Below are 21,628 nucleotides of genomic sequence, written 5' to 3'. Positions count from 1 at the left end.
CACTGGCGCGCTCCCAGACTTGAGGATTCATTGATGCTCCGCACCCTGGGGACTGCTGCACTCGTCGGCGCTCTGACCGCACCGCTGCTCGCCGCACCGGTCGCCGCGCTCGAGCCCGCCCGGGCCGGTGTCACCGACGGCGCCTCCGAGGCCCCCGTCGTCGACGCGATCGCACCTGCAGCCGGGCACACCGATGCCGACGGCGACCTGCTCACCGAGAACGTCGTCGTGCTCCCCTTGGCGGTGGACGGCCGCCACCTGGACCTCGTGCCCGTGGACGACCAGGAGGAGCACGGACACGCCGACGTCGCCCTGCGCTCCGGCGTCGTGTCGCTGCCGAGCAACCCGGAGATGGTCATCTTCGAAGACGTCGCCGCCGGCACCCACCTGGCGGTGCGCAGCCGCAACGCCGACACCTGGTCGGACTGGATCGAGGTCGAGGCCTCCCCGGACGACGCCCCCGACGGCGAGGCGCTCACGAACCCCGGCGTCGGCCCCGTCTGGGTCGGCCACGGCGCCACCCACGTCGAGGTGGCGGTGCTCGAGGGCGACACCGACGTCGTCCGCGTCGTCGGCTTGCACGACGTGGAGGACGAGGGATCGGGGTACCAGGGCATCCGCGCCAGCGCGACGACCCCGATGGCGGCGGCGCAGACCAGCGGTGCCTTCATCCGCCCGCGCAGCGACTGGGCCACCAGCGACATGGGGTGGAAGTGCTCGTCCGGCCCGACCGAGATGAAGGAGGTGCGGGCGATGGTCGTGCACCACACGGCAGGCAGCACCGAGCCCTACCTGGCCTCCGACGTGCCCAAGATCCTGCGCGGCATCTGGAACTACCACGTCGGCACCAACAAGTGGTGCGACGTGGCCTACGCCTTCTTCGTCGACCGCTTCGGCGGCGTCTGGGAGGGCCGCCAGGGCGGCATCGACAAGGCGATCATGGGCGGGCACACCTACGGCTTCAACAGCGACACGACCTCGGTCGCCCAGCTCGGCCACTTCGACAAGCAGTCGACCCCGTGGGCGATGACGGCCGCCACCCGCCAGCTGGTCGGATGGAAGCTCGGCGTGCACGGCCTCGACCCCAGCGGCACCACCACCGTCACCAACAACAGCGGCGCCACCTTCCGCGGCACGGCGAACGGCGACGAGCACACCGCACCGATCGTGGCGGGTCACAAGGACCTCCGTGACACCGCGTGCCCGGGCGCCAACACCTACGCGACGCTGCCCTACCTCCGCGACGCCTCCGTCGTCGGCGCCCACGTCGTGGCCCTCCACGAGACCTTCATGCGGGCGCTGCCCACCCCCGACCAGTACCGCCGCTGGCTGAGCCGAGCGGACAACGACGGCTTGCGAGCTGCGGCCACGGGCATGGCCCGCTCCGAGACCTACAGCGGCGTCATCATCGACGACCTCTACCAGCGGGTGCTGGGCCGATCGGCCGATCAGGAGGGCAAGGACTACTGGCTCGGGGTCCTGGCGTCGGGCGTGCGCATCGAGACGGTCGGCATCAGCTTCTACGGGAGCCAGGAGTACTTCGACCGCAAGGGTGGCGCCGAGCCCTTCGTCCGCTCCCTCTACGAGAACCTGCTGCACCGCGAGGCGGATCAGGATGGCCTCGCCTACTGGGTCGGCATGCTGCAGAACCGCCGGGCGCTGCCGCCGGACGTGGCCTCGGGCTTCTACCTCTCCCTCGAGTCGCGCCTCGACCGGGCCGCCCGGGTCTACGAGCACGTCCTGGGTCGCCAACCGAGCGGCCAGGCTCAGCAACACTGGGCTCAGCAGCTGCTGAGCACCGATGACGTGCGCATGGCGATCGAGCTGTCCCTCTCCGACGAGTTCTACGAGCGAGCCACCACCTCATGAGCACCCCCCGCACCCTCCGGCGAACCGTGACCGCGGCCCTCGCCGTCGTCCTCGGGCTGGCCGTGCTGCCGCTCGTCGCCCAGCCGGCAGCGGCCGACCTGCCCGACCAGCTCGTCTTCGACGGGCGGGGTTGGGGCCACGGGCGCGGCATGAGCCAGTGGGGCGCCCAGGGCTACGCCACCCAGTACGGCTGGACCAGCGCGCAGATCCTCGACCACTACTACGGGGGCACCACCCGGGGCCGCTGGCAGGATGCCAGCAGCCGACCGATCGATCCCGACGCGGTGCGGATCCGCCTCCGAGGCTCCGAGGGGCGCGACTTCCGCACCACCGTCACCAACGGCACCCTCGCCGTCTCCGGGCTCGGCTCCGTGGCGCTGCCGTCGGGCACCAAGGCCGTCCACATCACCCGCAAGGACGGCTCCAGCTTCGACGTGTACGCCGCGTCCAAGACCACGTGCACGTCGTCGGACTTCACCTTCGTCGCCAACGCCAAGAGCACCCAGATCGACGTCCGTCCCACCGCCAGCTACTCGGGCCAGGCCGCCGACATGCTGCGGCTCTGCACCCAGTACGGCGACAACGGCCCCCCCGGCACCTCCATCTGGTACCCGGGCACCCTGCGCACGCACATCGTGGCCGGCGCCACGCAGCAGACGGTCAACATCACGACCATCGAGCAGCAGCTCCGCTCGGTCGTGCCCAACGAGTCCCCGTCGTCGTGGTCGCTCCCGGCGCTCGAGGCGCAGTCGGTGGCGGCCCGCTCCTACGCCCTCGCCGGCGACAGCCGCTGGGCCGGGGCGGACACCTGCGACACGATCTGGTGCCAGGTCTACGTCGGCCACTTCAAGCTGTCGAACGGCGCCCCGGTTCCCACGACGGCGACCAGCACCGACCAGGCCATCGCCAACACGCGCGACATCGTCCGCCTGAGCTCCGGTCGGATCGCCCGGACCGAGTTCTCCTCCAGCACCGGCGGCTGGACCGCCGGCGGCACGTTCGCCGCCGTCGAGGACCTCGGCGACTCGATCAGCCCACGCCACACCTGGAAGTGCACCGTCCCCACCTCACTCCTCGAGGCCAAGTACGGCAACGGCGGCTCCCTCACCGGCTTCCGGGTGACCGAGCGCAACGGGCTCGGCACCTGGGGTGGACGGGTCGAGCGGGTCGTCCTCAGCTTCGGCAACGGCACCACCGCCACCGTGACGGGAAACGACGTCCGCAGCACGCTGAACCGAGGGACCTGCACCGAGGCCAACGGGCGCGTCATCTCCGCTGGCCTGTTCTCGGACTGGTTCGACCTGGCCTGCGTGGCCGAGGCCGCGTACGTCGACGAGGTCCACGAGCTTTTCCTCGGCCGCAGCGCCACCGGCGCCGAGACCGAGCAGTGGTGCCGCCCCGTGCGGGACGGCAACCGCATCGGCCTCACCGAGGCGCTGTCGGTCAGCGACGAGTGGGCCGGGGTCCAGATCGCTGAGCTGTACCAGAAGATCCTCGGCCGCACCGGCGACGACGAGGGCCGGGCCTACTGGCTCAGCCAGGTCGAGCGAGGGCTGCGCATCGAGGACATCGCCGCCCAGTTCTACGGCAGCCAGGAGTACTTCGGGGCCAACGGCGGCTCGAACCGCAGCTACGTCGAAGCCCTGTACCTCGACCTGCTCGAACGACCCGCCGACGCCGAGGGTCGTGACCACTGGGCCACGCAGCTCGATGCCCGGCGCATCAACCGCCAGCAGGTCGCGGCCGACTTCTACGCCTCCGTCGAGTCCCGGGCCGACCGCGTCGACACGCTGTTCACCCAGATCCTCGGCCGCAGCGCCGACCCGGAGGGGCGCAGCTACTGGATCCGCCAGCTGCTGACGTTGGGTGATGTCTCCCTCGCCGCGTGGCTGGCAGCCTCGGCCGAGTACTACGCCAACGCCACGTCCTGAGGCCCTCCCGGCCGGTCCGGCAAGTGCGGTCGGAACGGCACGAGCCGGTACCATCGGCGGCTGCCCCGAGACGGAGTGTGCACCTTCCGTGACCGCCGCCACCCCCGAACGCCATGAGCCGTCTGCTCGGCGTTCGCACTACGAAGTCCGTGAGAACCGCACGGTCGCGCCGGGCTTCCTGCAGCGGGGCCGGCGGATCTGGGAGTACCGCGAGCTGCTCGGCTCGCTCACCCGGCGCGAGCTGAAGATCAAGTACAAGGACAGCATCCTCGGGTTCCTCTGGACCCTCCTGAACCCGCTGCTGTACCTGGTCGTGTTCAGCATCGTGTTCGCCGTGCTGCTGCGCACCGACGTGCCGCTCTACGGCGTCTTCCTCCTCAGCGGGCTGCTGGCCTGGACCATGTTCTCGACCGGCACCACCGGGGCCACGATCTCCATCACGGGCAACGGCCCGCTCGTGCAGAAGGTGTGGTTCCCGCGGGAGATCCTGCCGCTGTCGGCCATCGGCGCGGCCCTCATCAACTTCTTCTTCCAGTTCGTGGTGCTCGTCATCGCCCTGGTGGTGTTCCAGCGCGCGCCGGCCTGGGAGTACCTGCCCCTGCTCATCCCGGCGCTGGCCGTCACCGTCCTGTGGTCGGCGGCCCTCGGCATCGTGCTCTCGGCGGTCAACGTCCACTACCGCGACGTGCAGCACTTCCTCGAGCTGGTGTTCCTGGCCTGGTTCTGGCTGACGCCGATCGTGTACCAGTTCGACCTCGTGGGCGACCTGCTCGCCGAGCGGGGCATCACCGACCGCCTCGCCATGCTGAACCCCATGATCCCGGTCGTCACCACGTTCCAGCGGGTGATCTACAACCCGACCCACGAGATCGGCACCCAGGCAGCGGCCAACTTCGACTTCCTCCTCGGCCGATCCGGCATGTGGTACCTGGAGAACCTCGCCATCTCCGGGGCGATGGCCGCGGTGGTCCTCGTCATCGGCGTGAAGATCTTCGGGAAGCTCGAGGCCGACCTCGGCGAAGAGCTGTGATGGAGCCCGCGATCGAGATCGTCGGGGTCACCAAGCGCTTCCGACGGCACACCGAACCGAACAAGAGCATCAAGGAGCGCCTCCTCTACTTCCGCAAGAACGAGGTGAAGGAGTTCGACGCCCTCCACGACATCGACCTCGAGGTCGCCCAGGGCGAGACCATCGGGCTCCTCGGGCACAACGGGTCGGGCAAGTCCACGCTGCTCAAGTGCATCGCCGGCACCATCCGCCCCACCTCGGGCGAGATCCGGGTGCGAGGCCGCATGGCCGCCATGCTCGAGCTCGGCGCCGGCTTCCACCCCGACCTCACCGGCCGGGAGAACGTGTTCCTCAACGGATCCATCCTCGGCTTCAGCCGGGAGCACGTCACCCGCATCTTCGACGAGATCGTTGCCTTCGCCGAGCTCGAGGAGTTCATCGACCAGCAGGTCAAGTACTACTCCTCGGGCATGTACGCCCGGCTCGGCTTCGCCGTGGCCGTCAACCTCGAGCCCGACGTGCTCCTCGTCGACGAGGTGCTGGCCGTGGGTGACGAGAACTTCCAGCGCAAGTGCCTCGAGCGGGTCCGGCGCTTCCAGACCGAGGGCCGCACCATCGTGCTGGTCACCCACTCCCCCGACCAGGTCATCCAGCTCTGCGACCGGGCCCTGGTGCTCGACCACGGCCACTCCCTGCACGTCGGCGACACCGCGGAGGCGGTGCGCGTCTTCCGTCACGCCCTGCACGCGTCGAGCGGCTCCACCGACCCGGTGCTGGCCGAAGCGGCAGCCGCGGCAGCGGGCGGCGCCCTCCGGATCGCTGGTGCGACGGCCACGGCCGACGACGGCAGTGACACGGTCCATCCCGGCGACGGCGTCACCATCGAGCTGCGCTACGTGGCTGCCGACCTCGTCCCCTCGGCGCGGGCCCGCATCGTCATCACCACCCACGACGGCGTCCAGATGCTCAACGCCAGCACCTTCGACCTGCTGGGCCACGACCTCGAGGCGCTCGACGGCACCGGCTCGGTCCGGTTCCGCATCGACCAGCTGCCGTTCCTCGACGGCTCCTACCGCGTCGGCCTGGTGCTGCAGGACCCGTCGGAGACGTTCCAGTACGACCAGGACCTCGAGGCCTGCACATTCGACGTGTTCAGCGGCCGGCCCATCATCGGACGGGTGGAGCTGGACATCGAGGTCGAGCACAGCACGGGGCAGCGCACGCCATGACCGACTCCGACGCCGACGCCGACCGATCCGGCACGATCGCCCTCGTCCCGCCCCGCTACGGCCCCGAGGTCGTCGGCGGCGCCGAGGCGGTCATCTCCGAGACCGCGCACATGCTGGCGGCACGTGGGTGGGAGGTCGAGATCCTCACCACCTGCGCCCGCGACCACTTCACCTGGGCCAACGAGTACCCGGCCGGCACGAGCCGAGACGGCGACGTCACCGTGCGGCGCTTCGAGACCCAGACCGACACGCCGGGCATCCACCGCAAGGTCCTCGGCGACCGGCTCCTCTCGGGCGCCAAGCTGACCCTGGCCGAGCAGCAGCTGTGGATGAACGACAGCCTCCGGGTCAGCGGGCTGTGGCACCACGTGCTCGACCACGGCGCCTCGTACCGGGCCATCGTGCTGGCGCCCTACATGTTCTGGACCACGTTCGCCGTCGGCCAGATCCGACCCGAGCGCACGATCCTCATGCCCTGCCTGCACGATGAGCCCGCCGCCTACCTCGACATCTACCAGCCGCTGTTCTCCGGGGCCCGGGGCATCTTCTTCCTGTCCGACCCCGAGGCCGAGCTGGCCGAGCGCCTGTTCCGCCTCCCCGCGCGCACCGAGGTCGTCGGGTCGGCCATCACCCTCCCGGACCGCTACGACCCCGACGGGTTCCGGGCCCGGCACGGCATCGACGGCCCGTTCATCTACTACGCCGGGCGGCGCGAGTGGGCCAAGGGCTGGACCGAGCTGCTCGACGCGTTCCGCCGGGTGCACCGCAGCGCCGGCTTGCGCCTCGTCACCTCCGGCGTCGGCGAGGTCGACCTGCCGCCCGGGCTGCCCGCCGACCGCGTCCTCGACCTCGGCTTCGTCTCCGACGACGAGCGCAACGACGCCATGGCGGCTGCGGCCGCGTACGTGCAGCCGTCCGCGCTCGAGAGCTTCTCCCGCACCGTGCTCGAGGCGTGGGGCGCCGGCACGCCGGTGATCGCCAACGACGCCAGCGAGGTCGTGCGGTGGCACGTGCAGCGCTCCGGCGCCGGGGTCACCTATCGCAGCCAGCGGGAGCTGATGGAGGCCCTCGCCCTCGTCGGTGCCGATCCCGACGCCTTCGGGGCCATGGCCGCCCCGGGCCGCGACTACGTCGTGGAGCACTACGACCCCACCCGCATCGGCGACCGCGTCGACCAGCTCCTGCTCGACTGGACCTCCGGAACCGGCAGTGCCCCGGCCGCGGAAGGGGGTGCCCGATGACCGAGCTGATGGTCACGCCGTACGCGCCCTACCGAGACGGCATCGCCAACTACGCCGTGCAGGAGGTCGCCGCCGCCCGCGCCGCCGGTCGGGACATGGAGGTGCTCTCCCCGCTGCCGTCGGCAGCCCAGCACCACCTCCGCCTCGGCTCCGCGCTCGGCATGGGCCGGCTGATCCGCTTCGCCCGCGGCTACGACCGCGTCGTGCTCCAGCTGTACCCGGAGCTGCTCTTCGGCGCCTGCCGGGGCCGACGGGAGCGCCTGGCGGTCTGGGGCCTGCTGCGGGTGCTGTGCTCGGTCACCAAGGTCGAGCTGCGGGTCCACGAGATCGAGTACGACGAGCCCGCCGGCGATCCCCAGGCGCGGCGGCTCGGGCACGCCGCTCTGTCCGCGGCGGCCGCGGTCACCGTCCACACCGAGCCCGAGCAGCAGCGCCTCACCGAGGCCTTCGACCTGGCGCCGGGGACGGTCACGCTGGTCGACCACGGCATCAACTTCTCCCGCCGCACCGAGACCACCCGCGAGGACGCCCGGGCGAGCCTCGGCGTGCCGGCCGACGCCTTCGTGTTCCTCTCCATCGGGTTCGTGCAGCGCCACAAGGGGTTCGACCGGGGCGTCCGCGCCCTCGATCGCCTCGACGACCCCGACGGCCGGGCCCGCATCTACGTCGTGGGCGACATCCGCATCGACCACCCCGATCTGCTCGACTACCGCGAGGAGCTCGACTCGCTCTGCCGCCGGGTCGGCGGCGCCGAGTTCCGCCCGGGCTACGTCAGCGACGAGGAGTTCGACCGGTGGCTGGTTGCCGCCGACTGCCTCGTGCTGCCCTACCGCGAGATCTGGTCCTCATCGGTCATCGAGCGTGCCGGCATCTACGACGTGCCGGTGATCGCCACCGACGTCGGTGGCCTCGCCGCCCAGGCCCCCGCCGGGTCCCGGGTGGTGGCCGACGACGACGCCCTCGCCGCGGCCATGGCCGAGGTCGCCGGGCTGGCCCTCGGCGCCGAGACAGCGCGGGACGCCGCCGACGTGCCCCGTGAGCAGGCGGCCATCCAGCGCCTCATCCGCGAGCGTGCCGACGACGGCGGCCGCGCCCCGCTCGAGGCCGACCGACTGCACCACACGCCCCGGGCATCCACCGACTCGGCCCGACCCGGCATCCCCCAGGTGAAGCGCCTCATCGCCCGGGTCACCGCCTGGCAGGTCGAGCCGGTCGCCGGTCACCTCGACGAGGTCATCGACCGCCTGCGCACCGACCTGCGCCACCTCGAGGAGCGGATCGCCGACCTCGAGGGCCGCAACGACTGAAGCGACGAGCGCAACCGGACCGGAACTGGCAGCGGACACGGAACGGCGGGGTTTCTGTTCCGTGGCCGCTGCCAGTTCCCAACCAGCGCACCGCACTCGGAACGGGTTCCGGCTACTTGGCGTTGACCGACCAGTGCCAGGGCTCGCTGGGCAGGTTGTAGAAGCCGTAGGTGGCGGCGTGCTCGGCCAGCCACAGGTAGCCCGGCGACGAGCGGGTCGAGATGCTGCGACCGGCCAGGTGGAAGTCCACGGCCAGGCCCCTCTCGTGCATGGACTTGCCCGGCTTGGCGGTCGGCGGCGAGCACGCCGAGGCCTTCTTGAGGAAGATGTCCTCGGGCGTCGGGCCGCAGTGCTTGCGGCGGAGCTCGATCTGGCGCTCGGTCGACCGGTGGCCCCAGCCGCCGAGGGGCACGCCGTCGGCGTGGGCGTGCTCGAGCAGGGCGTGCAGGCGGGGGGCGATGGCCGGGTGGATGGTGATGCCCTTCACCACGGTGGTCGGGACCCCACCGAGGGCCGTGACGTCGATGCCGATGAGCTCCTCGAGGCGACCCCAGGTCTCCTCGATGGTGCGGTCCAGATCGGCCTGGAGGGCGGGCAGCTGCTCCTCGATCGTCAGACGGGCGGCTTCCACCAGCTCGAGCGCCAGCCGGTGGGCGTCGAGCCGGGTCTCGGCCTCGGCGAGGGACGTGGCGGTGGCGGTGGTGCGGGCCGTCGCAGCCGCCACCACCGTGCGGGCGGCGGCGAGGCGCTCCTTCGCCACGGCGATGGAGACCTCGAGCTCGTCCCGGACGAGGCCGTCGTGGTCGGCCTTGGCCGAGAAGAGCACACCGGCGCTCAGGTCGCTGGTGGTCGTGGCCGCGCCGCCGAGGACCTGGGCGAGGACGTCGGCGTCGGGCGGGCTGACGTAGGCGGCGACCGCGACCTCGGCCATGTCCTGGCGGTGGGTGGCCAGGGCCTCGGTGCGAGAGCTCAGGCGCTGCCGGGCTTCGGAGGCACGGGTGGTGGCCTCGGCCTCGTGGCGCTGGGCCACGGCGAGGGCGCCGCGCAGCTGCTCGGCGCCCGGGCCGAGCGTGGCCACGGCGGTGCGCAGGAGCTCCTGGGCCTCGGCGAGGCCGTCGCGCTGGCCGGGGCCGATCTCCAGGCGGACCGAGATCTCCCCGATGCGCGCCTCAGGATCCTCGGGGAGCGGGGCGCCGATGCGGTCGAGCAGCTCGGCGTCGAGGGGCTCGCCTTGGTAGCCCAGCCCCAGCAGGTCGACGCCGGGGACGTCGGGGTAACCGCTGGTGGGCATCAGCTGGGCGTCGGGCTCCTCGGGGAGCTCGACGACCTCGGCGCTGTCCCAGTCCGGCGGCGGCTCGGTCGGGAGCGCGCCGGCGACACCGGTGGCCACCGGCAGGCTCAGGGCGAGCGCAGCCAGGACGGCGAGGGTGCGGCGGGTGCGGAGGGGCGACATTCGTGATCGCCTCCTTCATCGGCACCCTGGAGGGGTGGACTTGAGCAGAACCGGAAGTCAGCGAGGCTTGCGGAGGGCCAGGTGCACGCTGGTCCAGATGCGCTCGTCGTCGTAGTCCAGGTGCCGCAGCACGACCTGCGGGTAGCGGGACCAGCGTAGGTCGGCCCACTTGATCTCGCCGTGCTCGGCGACGTGGGCCTGCACGTCGGCGGCGGCGTCGGCGAAGTCCACCGCCAGCGCCGGGTCCGGCAGGGACGGCCGCATCGGGTCCATCGGCTCCCAGGGCGCCGCATCCGTGACGCAGGCCGCCAGCTGCTCGCGGTCGAACATGAGGATGTCGGGCAGGCCGGGACCGGGACCGGCGATGCGCAGCTCGGTCGACACGGACAGCACGCCGCCGGGCTTGAGCACGCGGTGGGCCTCCCGGATGCTGCGGGCCACGTCGTCGTGGGTCCCGAAGTGCTCGATGCTGCTCGAGGAGAAGATGGCGTCGAAGGAGTCGTCCTCGTAGCGCAGGTCGAGGGCATCCATGTGCTGCACGACCAGGCGGCGGGGGTTCCACTCCCCCTGCCACGCCGACCCGGGCTCGGTGAGCATCCGCTGGCTGGCGGACTCCTCCCAGCCACCGGCGAGGTACAGGTCGGTGGCGAACACCCGCTTCACGTGGTTGGTGAGCCAGAACACGGTGGGCTCGGTGCCGGCCCCGACCCCGAGCACCTCGGCATCGGGGCGGAGCACGCCGCCGGCGGACAGGGCGCGGGCCGCCTGGACGACCTCCCAGTGCTTGCGGTACTCGGCACCGCGGGGATAGCGGCGGCCGTGGACGTCCTGGCCCCACGGGAACACGTGGCGCATCCAGCCCTCGAGGGCGGCGAAGTCCTCGACCAGGCAGGCGGCGTTGAGCGGGACGGCCTGGAGGTCGACGTCGGGCAGGCCGGGCTTGCGGCGGCGCAAGAAGGAGCGATCAGACACGGAGGGCCTCCAGCAGGCGGTGGGCGGCGTGCTCGAAGCCGTTGGCGGCCGCGTAGGCGTGGGCGCCGGCTCGGAGGGCACGGCGCCGGCGAGGGTCGGTGAGCAGGCCGCACAGGACGTCGGCCAGCTCGTCAGCGGTGGCGCCGGGGCGCACGTGGACGACCGCGTCGTCCGGCAGCTCGGTCATGGCGCCGAGCGCGGTCACCACCGTCGGCACGCCGGCGCTCAGGGCGTCCATCACCGCAGCGGAGGATTCGCCGTTGGTGAAGGCCCGCAGCTGCACCGCGGCGGCCGCCTCGGCGAGCATCCGGTCGAAGGTCTCGTCGTCCACGTGGCCGGTGAGCGTCACCGCGTCGGTGAGGCCGAGGTCGTCGATGCGGCGGCGGAGATCGGCGATGTGGTCCTCGGGGCCGTCGCCGACGAAGGTCAGGGTGGCATCGGGGATGCGTCGGCGCACCTCGGCCATGGCGTCGATCAGCACGTCGGGGCACTTGGTGGGCGACACGATGCCGACGCTGACCAGCCGGTGGTCGTCGGGGTCGACGGTTGCGCCCACGCCTCGGGGCTCGATGCACGGGATGGGGAAGGCCACCGCGGGGCGCACCCCGGTGTCGAGCTCGGTGAGGGTGGCGGCGTACTCGGAGTGGACGAGCACCTGGTCGGCGGCCGCGACGATCTCGGCCAGGAGGTGGACGCCGGACTGGGCGGCCAGGTCGGGCGGGATGATCCACTGCATCTCGATGGCCTTGCGATACCGGTCGGGGTAGCGGGTGCCCACGGTCATGCCGACGCTGCCGAAGACGAGGCGGTCGGGCCGGGACTTCTGCACCTCGGAGTAGAGACCGGTCATCCGGGCGTCGTGGAGCAGCACCGTGCCGCCCACGTCGCGCACGAGCTGGAGGGCGTCGACGTGGAACGAGGAGTTCCCGAGGAAGGTGACGATGCGGTCGAAGGGCCGGCCGGACGCGTCGATGCTGTGGAACGCGTGCGTCTCGTGGACGGCGACCCCCGGGATGGGCGTGACCTCCTCGAGCCCGCCGTCGACGAAGACCGTGAGCTCGACGGCGTCCTTCAGGTGCTCGATCATCCGGGCTGCGTAGGTGGCGATGCCCGAGCGCTGTGGCGGCAGCGGCGTGACGAGGGCGACCCGGGGGCGGCGGTTCGAGCGGTGCCGTCGGGCCTCGGCGTCCAGGCGCCGGATCTGGTCGACGGCACCGCAGGCCACGCGCTCCCACGTGAACTCGGGCGGCTCCTGGGCCTCGAGGCGGGCGCGCTCGACGTCGTCGTCCAGGACCCGATCGAGGGCGGCGGCGATGGCACCGACGTCGTGGGGGTCGAACCGGGCGCTCGGGTCGGTCTGGACCTCCTTGAGCGACGAGGAGTCGCTGCAGATGGCCGGCGCGCCGCACTGCATGGCTTCCAGCACCGGCAGACCGAACCCCTCGTACAGGGAGGGGAACACCACGAGGTGGGCGGCCTGGTAGAGGCGCACCAGGTCCTCGTCGCCGACGTAGCCGGTGACGAGGAGGTGGTCGCTGACCCCGAGCTCGGCCGCGGTGGCGGCGAGGTGGGCGGCCTCGTCGGGGTTGGTCTTGCAGACCAGCACGAGCTGGTGAGCGGCCCGCCGCTCGGGCGCGAGGGAGGCGTAGGCCTCGAGCAGGCGGTCGATGTTCTTGCGGGGCTCGATGCCGCTCGGGTTCAGCACGTAGCCCGGGCGGATGCCGGGCACCGGGGGCCGGGCCGCCATCTCGGCGATGGCGGCGCTGCGCCCGCCGGGGTGGGGGCGGAACCGCTCGTCGGCGCCGGCCCCGACGACGGTGGTGCGGGTCCGGGGGTGGGCGAGCAGCTCCTCGGCGTCCTGGGCGGTGGCCTCGCTGATGGCCAGGAGGTGGTCCATCGCCTTGGCCACCTCGACTCGGGCGAGGTACGGGTGCCGGAGCGCCTCGTTGGTGAGGTACACCTCGGGGAAGCGCAGCGGGATGAGGTCGTAGAGCACCGCCATGCGCCGCCAGGCCGGATCCCGGAACGGCCGCGGCAGGACGTCGTCCACCGGCTCGTCGAGCTCGAACAGGGACCCGGCGACGAACACGCCGCCCTCGCCCACGTCGAGCCAGGACCGGTCCTTGGTGAGCAGGCGGGCCCGTCCGGTGGACAGCAGCGGCTCGAGCGTGCCGGGCACGGGCATGTCGCCGCGCAGGAGCCAGTGGTCCACGAGCCCGGGGGCGAGACGCTCCACCTCCAGGGCCGTGTTCAGCACGTACCGGGCGATGCCCCGTTCGCCGTGGTCGCGGTTCTGGACCCCGACCAGGTCGAAGACGACGGTCACGCCGTGCGGCGGGCCCGGACCATGGCGACGTGACCCGGCGCCCCCGGCGTGGTGACGCCGTCGTCCAGGGAGCCGGCCGTGGCGGTGACGGACCAGGTGGTGGCGTCCTGGCGGCTGGCGATGACCACCTGCTCGATGCGGAACCCCTCGAACAGCGACCCGAGGCGCTCGACGTCGTAGGTGCGCTCGAGCTCGTTCACCGCGCTCGGCCCGAACGGCGTGGTCAGGACCACCACGCCATCGGGGGCGAGCAGGTCGCGCACCACCTTCATGGCGGCGAGGTCGGCGTCCGCGTCCAGCTCGCCGTTGTTGGCGTACGCGCCGATGCCGAAGTGCTCGATGGCCGACAGCAGGATGACGGCGTCGACCGGGGCGTCGGGCTCGTACTCCTCGAGCGTCGCTTCGTTGACCGTGAGGTTCGGGTGCTCGTAGGGGTAGCCGGCCGGCTCGATGACGGTGACGTGGTGCCCGAGGCTGGCGAGGCCGAGGCCGACGAGGCTCTCGCCCCCGCCGACGTCGACGATGCGCGAGCCGGGCGGCAGCGAGGCGAGGGCGCCGTGCACGTAGGGCTGCTCGACGATGCGCTCGTTGACCGCACCGACCCGGGCCGTGCCCGCGGCCCACTCGACCACGACGGGATCGTTGCGCCACAGCCCGACGTCGGACAGGGGACCGAGGTGGGAGCCGAGGTAGTTCAGGGCATCGGCCGTGGGCTGGTCGATGTCGGTGACCCGGGCCGCGTGCAGCAGGCGAGCCCGAGCCATGGGCGTGATGCGCTCGAACGCGGCGAGCACCTCGTCACGGGTCCAGGAGACCTCGGCCAGGAGCTGCTCGATGCGGGTGCCGGCCATGGACTGCTGGTCCTGCACCGAGCGGGTGCCGGCGTTGACCGCGACCATCTGGCCCTTGATGCCGCCGATCTCGCCGACCAGCTCGTTCTTGACGGCGTGGATCAGGTCGGCGTCGACGCCGCCGCGGCCCGAGGGGCGCACGCGGCGCACGACTGCCTTGGCGATCCGCACTGGACCTCGCATGGGTTCCGGCCTCCGGGCTCGTCGGGTGGGCCCGCCGAGCGTACCGACCCGAGCGGTGCCGCCCAGAGAGACCCAGAGAGACGTCGGATCAGTACCCGGGCGGGCGCCCCGCTGCGGTCTTGCTCCGGTACTCGGCGGAGTCCGAGAAGTAGATCATCACGAAGCCACGGGACATGCCGCGGTTCATCTGGTCCATCCAGTAGGCGTAGCCCTTGGCGTCGGCGGCCCGGCCCATCACGTTCAGGTAGACCCGCTGGAGGAACTCGCCGTTGCTGACCCATCCGTAGCGGTCCTGGAACTCCTTCGACCGGGCGAAGTCGTTCGAGATGGCGGCGAGGCCGTAGCCCTGCCGGTACGCACCGAGCCAGTAGTCGTAGCCGGCCCGCTCCGGTTCCCGCAGGAAGTAGGCCCGGTAGAGGCGGTAGATCGTCCCGGATCCGCCGTTCGCGTCGTAGGTCGCGGTGGTCAGCGGCGTCGCGGAGCTGCCAGCGGGCAGGTCGCCCTTGGCGAAGCGCACCGTGACCCACATCTTGGCGTGGTCGATGTGCACGCCGATCCCGACCTGGTTGTGGTCGCCGACCATGTTGGCGTAGTGGCCCGAGGAGTTCACGAAGGCGTTGTGGAGCCCGAGCACCGCCTTGGCAGCGTTGGCTTCGAGGTCGTCCATCGTGCAGGAGCTGTACATGCTGCTGACGCCGACGTTCTCGGCCAGGCGCTGCCAGTTCGACACGATGCTGGAGTTGATCGCCACGTAGTCCTGGTTGGGCTCGACGCCGTCGGCGCCGCCCCACCCGTCGACGTCGCGGGCGTGGTGCAGCCAGTCCTGGCCCGACATGGTCTGGGACCACTCGATCGAGGGGGTGGCGATCGCACCGTTCCAGGCCAGCGCGCCGAGGCCACGGGCCCGGCGCAGGTCGTTCAGCTGGCGCAGGAAGTCCTGCTGGGCGTCGGCTTCGATGGTGTCGACGGCGACGCGGTCGCCGAGGAGCGCGCCGGTGGAGCAGGCGGTCGGGGCCTCCGGGGCGGCGCTGGCCGGCGCAGCGCCGAGCAGCACGGTCGCGGCGGTGGCCACGATGGCGGCGAGCACCCACGCGCCGATCCGGCCGACCCGGCCCTGGTGCTCCTGCTCTACGTCTTCGATCGTGATCGACATCCGACCTCGTCCTCACCCAGCGTGCTCATGTGAACACTCAGGTGATCGGACGAAGTGGACGCGAACTTGACCGGGATCTCCGGGTTTTCTCCTACGACTGCAGCGGGGCGGGCATGCACAGCCCGTCGAGCTCCACCACCTGGATCTGATCCCGGTTCTCCCAGGTGATCTCGTTGGCCGGGTCCTTGCGGACCTTGTACTCCCGGAAGCTCTGCTCCAGGGAGTCGTAGGCGAGCAGGCGGCCCCGGAGGGAGTCGCCGAGATCGAGGATCAGCTTGATGGTCTCGATCGCCTGCAGCGATCCGACGATGCCGGGCAGGACGCCGAGCACGCCGGCCTCGGCGCAGCTGGGCGCCAGCTCGGCGGGCGGGGGCTCGGGGACCATGTCGCGGTAGGTCGGGCCGTCCTTGGGATCGAAGACGGTGACCATGCCCTCGAACCGGAAGATCGAACCGTGCACGACCGGGATGCCGAGCTTCACCGACGCGTCGTTGACCATGAAGCGAGTCGGGAAGTTGTCGGTGCCGTCGACGATGATGTCGTAGTCGGCGATGATGTCGAGCACGTTGCTGGCATCGAGGCGGACGTCATGGGTGACCACGCTGACGTCGGGGTTGAGCCGGGTCAGGGTCTCCTTGGCCGAGTCGACCTTGCGCATGCCGATGCGGTCCATGTTGTGGAGGATCTGGCGCTGCAGGTTGGACTCGTCGACGACGTCCATGTCGATGATGCCGAGCGTGCCCACGCCCGCCGCAGCCAGGTAGAGGGCAGCCGGGGAGCCCAGGCCGCCGGCGCCGAGGAGGAGGACCTTGGCCTCCAGCAGCTTGATCTGACCCTCGATGTCGACCTCGGGCAGCAGCAGGTGGCGCTGGTAGCGGTTCCGCTGCTCGGGGGTGAGGTTCTTCGGCGTGCTCCAGTCCCGCCCCTCGTCCTTCCACTTGTTGAACCCGCCGGCGACCGAGGCGACGTCGCCGTAGCCCAGCTCAGCCAGGGTCTTGGCCGCGAACGCGGACCGCACGCCCGAGGCGCAGTGGATCAGGACGGTGGCGTCCTTGTTCGGGACCTTGTTCTCGATGTTGGACTCGAGCTGGCCCCGGGGGATGAAGATGGCGCCGGGGATCGAGCCCTGCGCGTTCTCGTCGGGCTCGCGGACGTCGAGGATGACGACGCCGTCGCCCTCCCGGCGGAGGCGGTCGGCCTCCTCGGTGTCGATCTCGCGGATCTGGGCCTTGGTGGCAGCGAGGAGCTCGCGGAAGTCGGCCATCGGTGTTCGCCTTCGTGCTGGTGGACCGGTCAGAGCAGGGACCCGGTGAATCCCTACTCAGTAGGTCAACAATTGCGCGGCGCGCCCCTATTCCGCAACGTGGGAGGGCACCAGGGGCTCGAAGCGGTACCCGACGCTGCGCACCGTGGCGATGCGATCGGCACCGACCTTCTGGCGCAGGCGGTGCACGTGCTCGGTGACGGTGGCGTCCTGCTGCCACGCGACCGATGACCCCCAGGCGTGCTCGAGGATCTGGTCGCGGCTGAACACCTGCCGGGGCGAGGAGGCGAGGAAGTGCAGCAGGTCGAACTCACGAGCGGTCAGGTCCACCGCCTCGCCGGCCACCGTGACCTCCCTCGTGCGCGGGTCGATCCGCAGGTCGCCCTCGACGAGGAGCCCGTCGGGTCGCTCGGCAGTGCTGGCGGTGCTTCGGCGGCGGTGCGCGCGGATGCGGGCGACCAGCTCGCGGGTGAGGAACGGCTTGACCACGTAGTCGTCGGCGCCGAGCTCCAGGGCCAGCACCCGGTCGCTCTCCGACGCCCAGCCCGAGAGCACGATGACGATGGCGTCGCTGCGGCTGCGGATCGTGCGCAACAGGTCGAACCCGTTCACGTCGGGCAGACCCAGGTCGAGCAGCACGACCTCGGCATCGACGGCACCCAGGGTCGCAGCGGCGTCAGCGCCGGTCGCGCAGGTGTGGGGTTCGAAGCCGTCCCGGTCCAGCAGCCTCGCCAGCACGTCGCGGATGTCTGCGTCGTCCTCCACGACCAGCACGCTCGCCCGGTCCCCGCCCACTGCCATGTCCGGAATGGTGCCAGATGGGCGCTTCGTCGTGTCGGCAGCGTTGAGCGAGCGTTGAGGAACGCCCGAGGATCCGGTGACTCGCACCCCGCAGTGTTCGCACCATGACCACGGAACTCCTCGCCACGGCCTCCGATCGAGGCGTCACCTGATGCGCCGCCGCAGCACGCTGGCTCCCCTCGCCGCCCTCGCCATCGGCGTCACGGTGAGCGTGGTCGCCGGTCGTGACGTCCAGCAGACCGCCGAGCGCGAGCTCGCCATCTCCCTCGATCGAGGTGCCAGCGAGATCGGCATGATGATCCAGAGCCTCGCCTTCGGGCTCGAGGCCGAGCTCTCGTCGCTCGCCGCCGTGGCCACCGTCACGGGCGGCGACCCGCTGCTGCAGCAGACCTTCGTGGAGGACCAGGGACTCGACGGCGGGTACGTGCTCGTCGACGCATCCGGGGAGGACCTGCGGGTGGCGGCGGTCGCTGCCCCCGACGAGGCCACGACCGCTGCGCAGCGCGCCCTCGCCGAGGCCTTCATCGCGTCCCCGGGACCAGCGAGCGAGCTGCGCCAGCTGGTCGACGGGTCCTCCTTCGGGTTCGTGCTCGGCGGCGACGCCGCCCAGACCCTGGCGCTGGCCGCCGGCACCGTCGCCGGCGACGGCTCCGCCTACGCCGCGCTGCGACTCTTCGACGTCGGCGACGCAGGGCTGTTCGTCTCGGAGCCGATGGCCGGTGCCGAGCGCTTCGCCGTGTACGCCGGCGACGAGCCCGACCCGGACCGAGCGGTGCTGGCCACCGCCGACCCCCTCCCGCTCGACGGCACCACGGCGACGCTCGACGCCGCCGTCGGCGAGCAGTCGCTGCTCATCGAGGTGGGGGGCGAACCCGTCCACGCCATCTCCCCCGCCGTCGTCGTCGGCACCGGCATCGCCCTCACGCTGCTCCTGGCCGGGCTCCTGTCGACGGCGCTGCGCCGCCGCGATGCCGCCCTGCGAGCCCTCGCGGCCGCGGAACGGGCCGACCAGCAGTTCCGTGCCGCGCTGCTCGCCTCCCCAGACCTGATCCTGCGCTGGGACGTCGAGCACGACGAGCTCGAGGTGCTGAACCGGGACGCCTTCTACGGCCACGACGCGACCGCCGCTCATCGCAGCGAGGACCTGCTGGCGCTGATCGTGCCCGAGGACCGGCGGCGGGTGCAGGCCCTCTGCGGGTCAGCCGAGACCGGCGCCGCAGCCGACCTCGACGGCGACGACGGCAGCGACATCCGCATCCGGGCCGCAGACGGCAGCCACCACTGGGTGCACCTCCGCGTCGGGAGGATGCAGCCCGAGCGGCGCGACGGCGACCTCCTGATCGTGGTGACCGACGTCGACGACGTCCACCGTGCAGCCGACCAGCGCGAGGCCGTCGAGGCCGAGCTGCAGCAGGCGCAGCGCATGGAGACCATCGGCCAGCTCGCCGGGGGCATCGCCCACGACTTCAACAACCTGCTCGCCGCCATCGCCGCCACGGCCGAGCTGGTGCTGACCGACGTCGAGGATCCCGCCACCGCCGCCGACGTCGAGGCCATCCTCGACGCCACCCAGCGCGGTTCGGGCCTGACCAAGCAGCTGCTCTCCTTCAGCCGGCGGGGCCTGACCCGGAGCGAGGAGGTCGAGCTGGACGCCGTCGTCTCGGACATGGCCGACCTGCTGCGCCGCACGATCGGTGAGCACATCGACCTCTCGGTGCACTGCGGCGCGCCCGGCGTGCACGTCGTCGGCGACCCGGCCGAGCTCGAGCAGGTGCTGCTCAACCTGGCCGTGAACGCCCGGGACGCGGCCGCCGGGACCGGCCTGCAGATCACCGTGCGCACCGAGGTCGCCGGCGGCCAGGTGGCGCTGAGCGTGGAGGACAACGGCGCCGGCATGGAGCCCTCGGTCGTGGATCGCGCCTTCGAGCCGTTCTTCTCCACCAAGGCCGCCGATCGCGGGACCGGCCTCGGGCTCTCGATCGTCTACGGCATCACGACCCGGATGGGCGGCTCGGTGGGCATCGACTCGGCGGTCGGCCGGGGCACGGTGGTCCGCCTCGAGCTGCCGTGCACCGAGGCCGCGCCGGCCCCCGCGGCCGTCCCCGGGCCGGTGGCGGCCGCCGACGGTCACCGCGAGTCCGTGCTCCTCGTCGAGGACGAGCCCGCCGTGCGCCGGGCGGCCCAGCGGCTGCTGGAGCGGGCGGGCCACGACGTCGTCACCGCGGCCGACGGGCACGAGGCGGTCGACGCCGTGCTCGACGGGCTCCGACCCACGGTGCTGCTCACCGACGTGGTCCTGCCCGGCACCCTCACCGGCCACGACGTCGCCGAGCGCGTCCGGTCCGTGGTCCCCACCGTGCGCATCGTCTACGCGTCCGGGTACTCCCGCGACGTCCTCACGGTCGAGCAGCTCGAGTCCGAGCGAGCCCGGTTCGTCGCCAAGCCGTTCACGAGCCGGTCGCTGCTCGACGCGGTGGCCGACGCCGTGGAGGTCGGGGCATGACCGGGCTGCTCGTCGTCGAGGACGAACCGACCCTGGCCCGGGCGCTGGGTCGCGTGTTCGCCGACCACTTCGACCACGTGCACGTCGCCGGGACGGCGAGGGAGGCCCGCGCCGTGCTGGCTCAGCACCCCCACATCATCGACGTGGTGTTCACCGACGTGATGCTCCCCGACGGCGACGGCATCTCCCTCGTCGCCGAGCTGCGTCAGCTCGATCCCACCCTCGGAGCGGTGGTCGCCACCGGCGTGGACGATCCCCGAACGGCGGACCGGGCCGTCGAGCTCGGCGTCCAGGGCTACCTGCTCAAGCCCTTCGAGATGACCGAAGCCCGCATCAACGCCGCCAACGCCGAGCACTGGCGCCGGCTCGAGCAGGAGAACCAGGACCACCGCGAGCGGTTGTCCGGCCTGGTCGACGTGCGGACCCGAGCGCTCGAGCGAAGCCGGGCCGAGACCATCACCCGGTTGTCGGTCGCCGCCGAGCACCGCGACATGGAGACGAGCAGCCACCTCGAGCGGATGAGCGCGTATGCGGCCATCCTCGCCCGGCGCGCCGGCCTGGACCCGGACCACTGTGAGCAGATCCGCCTCGCCAGCCCGATGCACGACATCGGCAAGCTCGGCATCCCCGACCACGTCCTGCTCCACGATGGGCCGTTCACCCCCGAGCAGCGTCGCATCATGGGGACCCACACCGTGCTCGGCCACCGGATCCTCGCCGGCTCCGAGTCACCGCTGCTCGAGCTCGGGGCGACCATCGCCCTCACGCACCACGAGTGGTGGGACGGCAGCGGCTACCCGTGCGGCCTCGCCGGCACCGACATCCCGGTCGAGGGACGGATCGTCGCCATCGCCGACGTGTTCGATGCCCTCGCCTCGCCCCGCCGCTACAAGCCGGCGTTCGGCGTCGACCAAGCGGTCGAGATCATGCGGTCCGAGCGGGGGACGCACTTCGACCCCTGGCTGCTCGACCGCTTCCTCGACGACCTCGACGAGCTGCTGTTCATCCGATCGGCCCACCCCGACCGCACCGACGTGGCGTTGGCCGGCTGACGGTCGGGGCGGAGCGGATCGGCGCTCAGGCCGTGCCGGTGCCCGCGCTCGCGGTGGAGTCGGCCTGGAACTTCAGGTAGCCGCCGTAGGTCATCCCGGCGGCGAGGAGCAGGCCGAGCCAGGCACCGATGCCGAGGAAGTCGGTCTCCAGGATCAGCTTCAGCACCAGCAGGCCGAGGGTGGCGGCGGCTCCGAAGAAGATGGCCCGATCCCACGTGACCGGCAGGTCGGGGAGCTTGGTCTCGGGCTTGAACACCCGCACCAGCGTGACCGCCACCACGGCGATGGTCAGGAGCAGCGCGAGCACGCCGAGGAACGCGTTCCGCTCCTCGATCGCTGTCAGCGATGTGCTGAACGGGCCGACGTCGATGCTGTGCCACGGCAGGAACAGCAGGTCGATGATCAGCACGATGCCGGTGCCGGCGATGATCTTGTCGGACAGTGAAAGCTTGTCCAGGTCCATGAGGGCCCACCTCTCGGTTGC

At 71.7% G+C, this 21,628-nt stretch carries 16 protein-coding genes; 8 read left to right on the top strand and 8 right to left on the bottom strand.

What is annotated here, in order from left to right; all coding sequences use genetic code 11:
• The first annotated feature begins 33 nt into the window (after window positions 1–33).
• From RGQ06_RS13255 to RGQ06_RS13230, 6 genes are all read left to right on the top strand, one after another.
• Window positions 34–1,869, top strand: a complete 1,836-nt coding sequence (locus RGQ06_RS13255) for a DUF4214 domain-containing protein (RefSeq protein WP_432428682.1) — start codon at window positions 34–36, stop codon at window positions 1,867–1,869.
• A complete protein-coding gene (locus tag RGQ06_RS13250; protein ID WP_432428681.1) occupies window positions 1,866–3,800 on the top strand; it encodes a DUF4214 domain-containing protein in 1,935 nt (644 codons plus the stop codon). The genes RGQ06_RS13255 and RGQ06_RS13250 overlap by 4 nt, the downstream gene beginning before the upstream one ends.
• 88 nt (window positions 3,801–3,888) lie before the next feature.
• Window positions 3,889–4,830, top strand: coding sequence for an ABC transporter permease (locus RGQ06_RS13245; RefSeq protein WP_432428680.1), 942 nt, complete (start codon window positions 3,889–3,891; stop codon window positions 4,828–4,830).
• Window positions 4,830–6,038, top strand: coding sequence for an ABC transporter ATP-binding protein (locus RGQ06_RS13240; protein ID WP_432428679.1), 1,209 nt, complete (start codon window positions 4,830–4,832; stop codon window positions 6,036–6,038). The genes RGQ06_RS13245 and RGQ06_RS13240 overlap by 1 nt, the downstream gene beginning before the upstream one ends.
• Window positions 6,035–7,279 (top strand): glycosyltransferase family 4 protein, encoded by a 1,245-nt coding sequence (locus tag RGQ06_RS13235; protein WP_432428678.1) that lies wholly within the window; start codon window positions 6,035–6,037, stop codon window positions 7,277–7,279. The genes RGQ06_RS13240 and RGQ06_RS13235 overlap by 4 nt, the downstream gene beginning before the upstream one ends.
• A complete protein-coding gene (locus RGQ06_RS13230) occupies window positions 7,276–8,586 on the top strand; it encodes a glycosyltransferase family 4 protein (RefSeq protein ID WP_432428677.1) in 1,311 nt (436 codons plus the stop codon). The genes RGQ06_RS13235 and RGQ06_RS13230 overlap by 4 nt, the downstream gene beginning before the upstream one ends.
• Window positions 8,587–8,698: 112 nt before the next feature.
• Here RGQ06_RS13230 and RGQ06_RS13225 read toward each other — a convergent pair whose 3' ends face one another.
• The 7 genes from RGQ06_RS13225 to RGQ06_RS13195 form a co-directional block, all read right to left on the bottom strand.
• Window positions 8,699–10,039 (bottom strand): M15 family metallopeptidase, encoded by a 1,341-nt coding sequence (locus RGQ06_RS13225; RefSeq protein ID WP_432428676.1) that lies wholly within the window; start codon window positions 10,037–10,039, stop codon window positions 8,699–8,701.
• 57 nt (window positions 10,040–10,096) lie between these two features.
• Window positions 10,097–11,011, bottom strand: coding sequence for a class I SAM-dependent methyltransferase (locus RGQ06_RS13220; RefSeq protein WP_432428675.1), 915 nt, complete (start codon window positions 11,009–11,011; stop codon window positions 10,097–10,099).
• A complete protein-coding gene (locus RGQ06_RS13215; protein ID WP_432428674.1) occupies window positions 11,004–13,337 on the bottom strand; it encodes a glycosyltransferase in 2,334 nt (777 codons plus the stop codon). Before RGQ06_RS13215 ends, RGQ06_RS13220 begins: the two co-directional genes overlap by 8 nt.
• Complete coding sequence (locus tag RGQ06_RS13210; RefSeq protein ID WP_432428673.1) at window positions 13,334–14,371, bottom strand: class I SAM-dependent methyltransferase; 1,038 nt, start codon at window positions 14,369–14,371, stop codon at window positions 13,334–13,336. Before RGQ06_RS13210 ends, RGQ06_RS13215 begins: the two co-directional genes overlap by 4 nt.
• Before the next feature lie 88 nt (window positions 14,372–14,459).
• Window positions 14,460–15,524 carry a DUF4214 domain-containing protein gene (locus RGQ06_RS13205; RefSeq protein ID WP_432428672.1) on the bottom strand — a complete coding sequence of 355 codons (1,065 nt, stop codon included), beginning with the start codon at window positions 15,522–15,524 and terminating at the stop codon, window positions 14,460–14,462.
• Between the two features lie 91 nt (window positions 15,525–15,615).
• Window positions 15,616–16,788 (bottom strand): molybdopterin-synthase adenylyltransferase MoeB, encoded by a 1,173-nt coding sequence (gene moeB / locus RGQ06_RS13200; protein WP_432428671.1) that lies wholly within the window; start codon window positions 16,786–16,788, stop codon window positions 15,616–15,618.
• Between the two features lie 87 nt (window positions 16,789–16,875).
• Window positions 16,876–17,589: a response regulator transcription factor gene (locus RGQ06_RS13195; RefSeq protein ID WP_432428670.1), complete on the bottom strand. Its 714-nt coding sequence runs from the start codon at window positions 17,587–17,589 to the stop codon at window positions 16,876–16,878.
• A gap of 151 nt (window positions 17,590–17,740) precedes the next feature.
• On the opposite strand from RGQ06_RS13195, the gene RGQ06_RS13190 reads away from it, so the two are divergent.
• Window positions 17,741–20,092, top strand: a complete 2,352-nt coding sequence (locus RGQ06_RS13190) for a hybrid sensor histidine kinase/response regulator (RefSeq protein ID WP_432428669.1) — start codon at window positions 17,741–17,743, stop codon at window positions 20,090–20,092.
• Entirely contained in the window at window positions 20,089–21,144 is a 1,056-nt protein-coding gene (locus RGQ06_RS13185) for an HD-GYP domain-containing protein (RefSeq protein WP_432428668.1), read from the top strand. The genes RGQ06_RS13190 and RGQ06_RS13185 overlap by 4 nt, the downstream gene beginning before the upstream one ends.
• Before the next feature lie 25 nt (window positions 21,145–21,169).
• On the opposite strand, the gene RGQ06_RS13180 is transcribed toward RGQ06_RS13185, so the two are convergent.
• Window positions 21,170–21,607, bottom strand: a complete 438-nt coding sequence (locus tag RGQ06_RS13180; RefSeq protein ID WP_432428667.1) for a hypothetical protein — start codon at window positions 21,605–21,607, stop codon at window positions 21,170–21,172.
• Window positions 21,608–21,628: the final 21 nt, after the last annotated feature.

This window comes from Salinilacustrithrix flava (assembly GCF_041228405.1).
Taxonomy (GTDB): domain Bacteria; phylum Actinomycetota; class Acidimicrobiia; order Acidimicrobiales; family Salinilacustritrichaceae; genus Salinilacustrithrix; species Salinilacustrithrix flava.
This window is presented reverse-complemented; position numbering and strand designations above follow the sequence as displayed.

What these genes read in the sequence shown, in the direction of transcription:
- RGQ06_RS13255 (WP_432428682.1), top strand. Translation starts at nt 34, where the DNA reads ATGCTCCGCACCCTGGGGACTGCTGCACTCGTCGGCGCTCTGACCGCA.
- RGQ06_RS13210 (WP_432428673.1), bottom strand. Translation starts at nt 14,371, where the DNA reads ATGCGAGGTCCAGTGCGGATCGCCAAGGCAGTCGTGCGCCGCGTGCGC.
- RGQ06_RS13235 (WP_432428678.1), top strand. Translation starts at nt 6,035, where the DNA reads ATGACCGACTCCGACGCCGACGCCGACCGATCCGGCACGATCGCCCTC.
- RGQ06_RS13205 (WP_432428672.1), bottom strand. Translation starts at nt 15,524, where the DNA reads ATGTCGATCACGATCGAAGACGTAGAGCAGGAGCACCAGGGCCGGGTC.
- RGQ06_RS13250 (WP_432428681.1), top strand. Translation starts at nt 1,866, where the DNA reads ATGAGCACCCCCCGCACCCTCCGGCGAACCGTGACCGCGGCCCTCGCC.
- RGQ06_RS13190 (WP_432428669.1), top strand. Translation starts at nt 17,741, where the DNA reads ATGCGCCGCCGCAGCACGCTGGCTCCCCTCGCCGCCCTCGCCATCGGC.
- RGQ06_RS13230 (WP_432428677.1), top strand. Translation starts at nt 7,276, where the DNA reads ATGACCGAGCTGATGGTCACGCCGTACGCGCCCTACCGAGACGGCATC.
- RGQ06_RS13195 (WP_432428670.1), bottom strand. Translation starts at nt 17,589, where the DNA reads ATGGCAGTGGGCGGGGACCGGGCGAGCGTGCTGGTCGTGGAGGACGAC.
- RGQ06_RS13185 (WP_432428668.1), top strand. Translation starts at nt 20,089, where the DNA reads ATGACCGGGCTGCTCGTCGTCGAGGACGAACCGACCCTGGCCCGGGCG.
- RGQ06_RS13225 (WP_432428676.1), bottom strand. Translation starts at nt 10,039, where the DNA reads ATGTCGCCCCTCCGCACCCGCCGCACCCTCGCCGTCCTGGCTGCGCTC.
- RGQ06_RS13180 (WP_432428667.1), bottom strand. Translation starts at nt 21,607, where the DNA reads ATGGACCTGGACAAGCTTTCACTGTCCGACAAGATCATCGCCGGCACC.
- RGQ06_RS13240 (WP_432428679.1), top strand. Translation starts at nt 4,830, where the DNA reads ATGGAGCCCGCGATCGAGATCGTCGGGGTCACCAAGCGCTTCCGACGG.
- moeB (WP_432428671.1), bottom strand. Translation starts at nt 16,788, where the DNA reads ATGGCCGACTTCCGCGAGCTCCTCGCTGCCACCAAGGCCCAGATCCGC.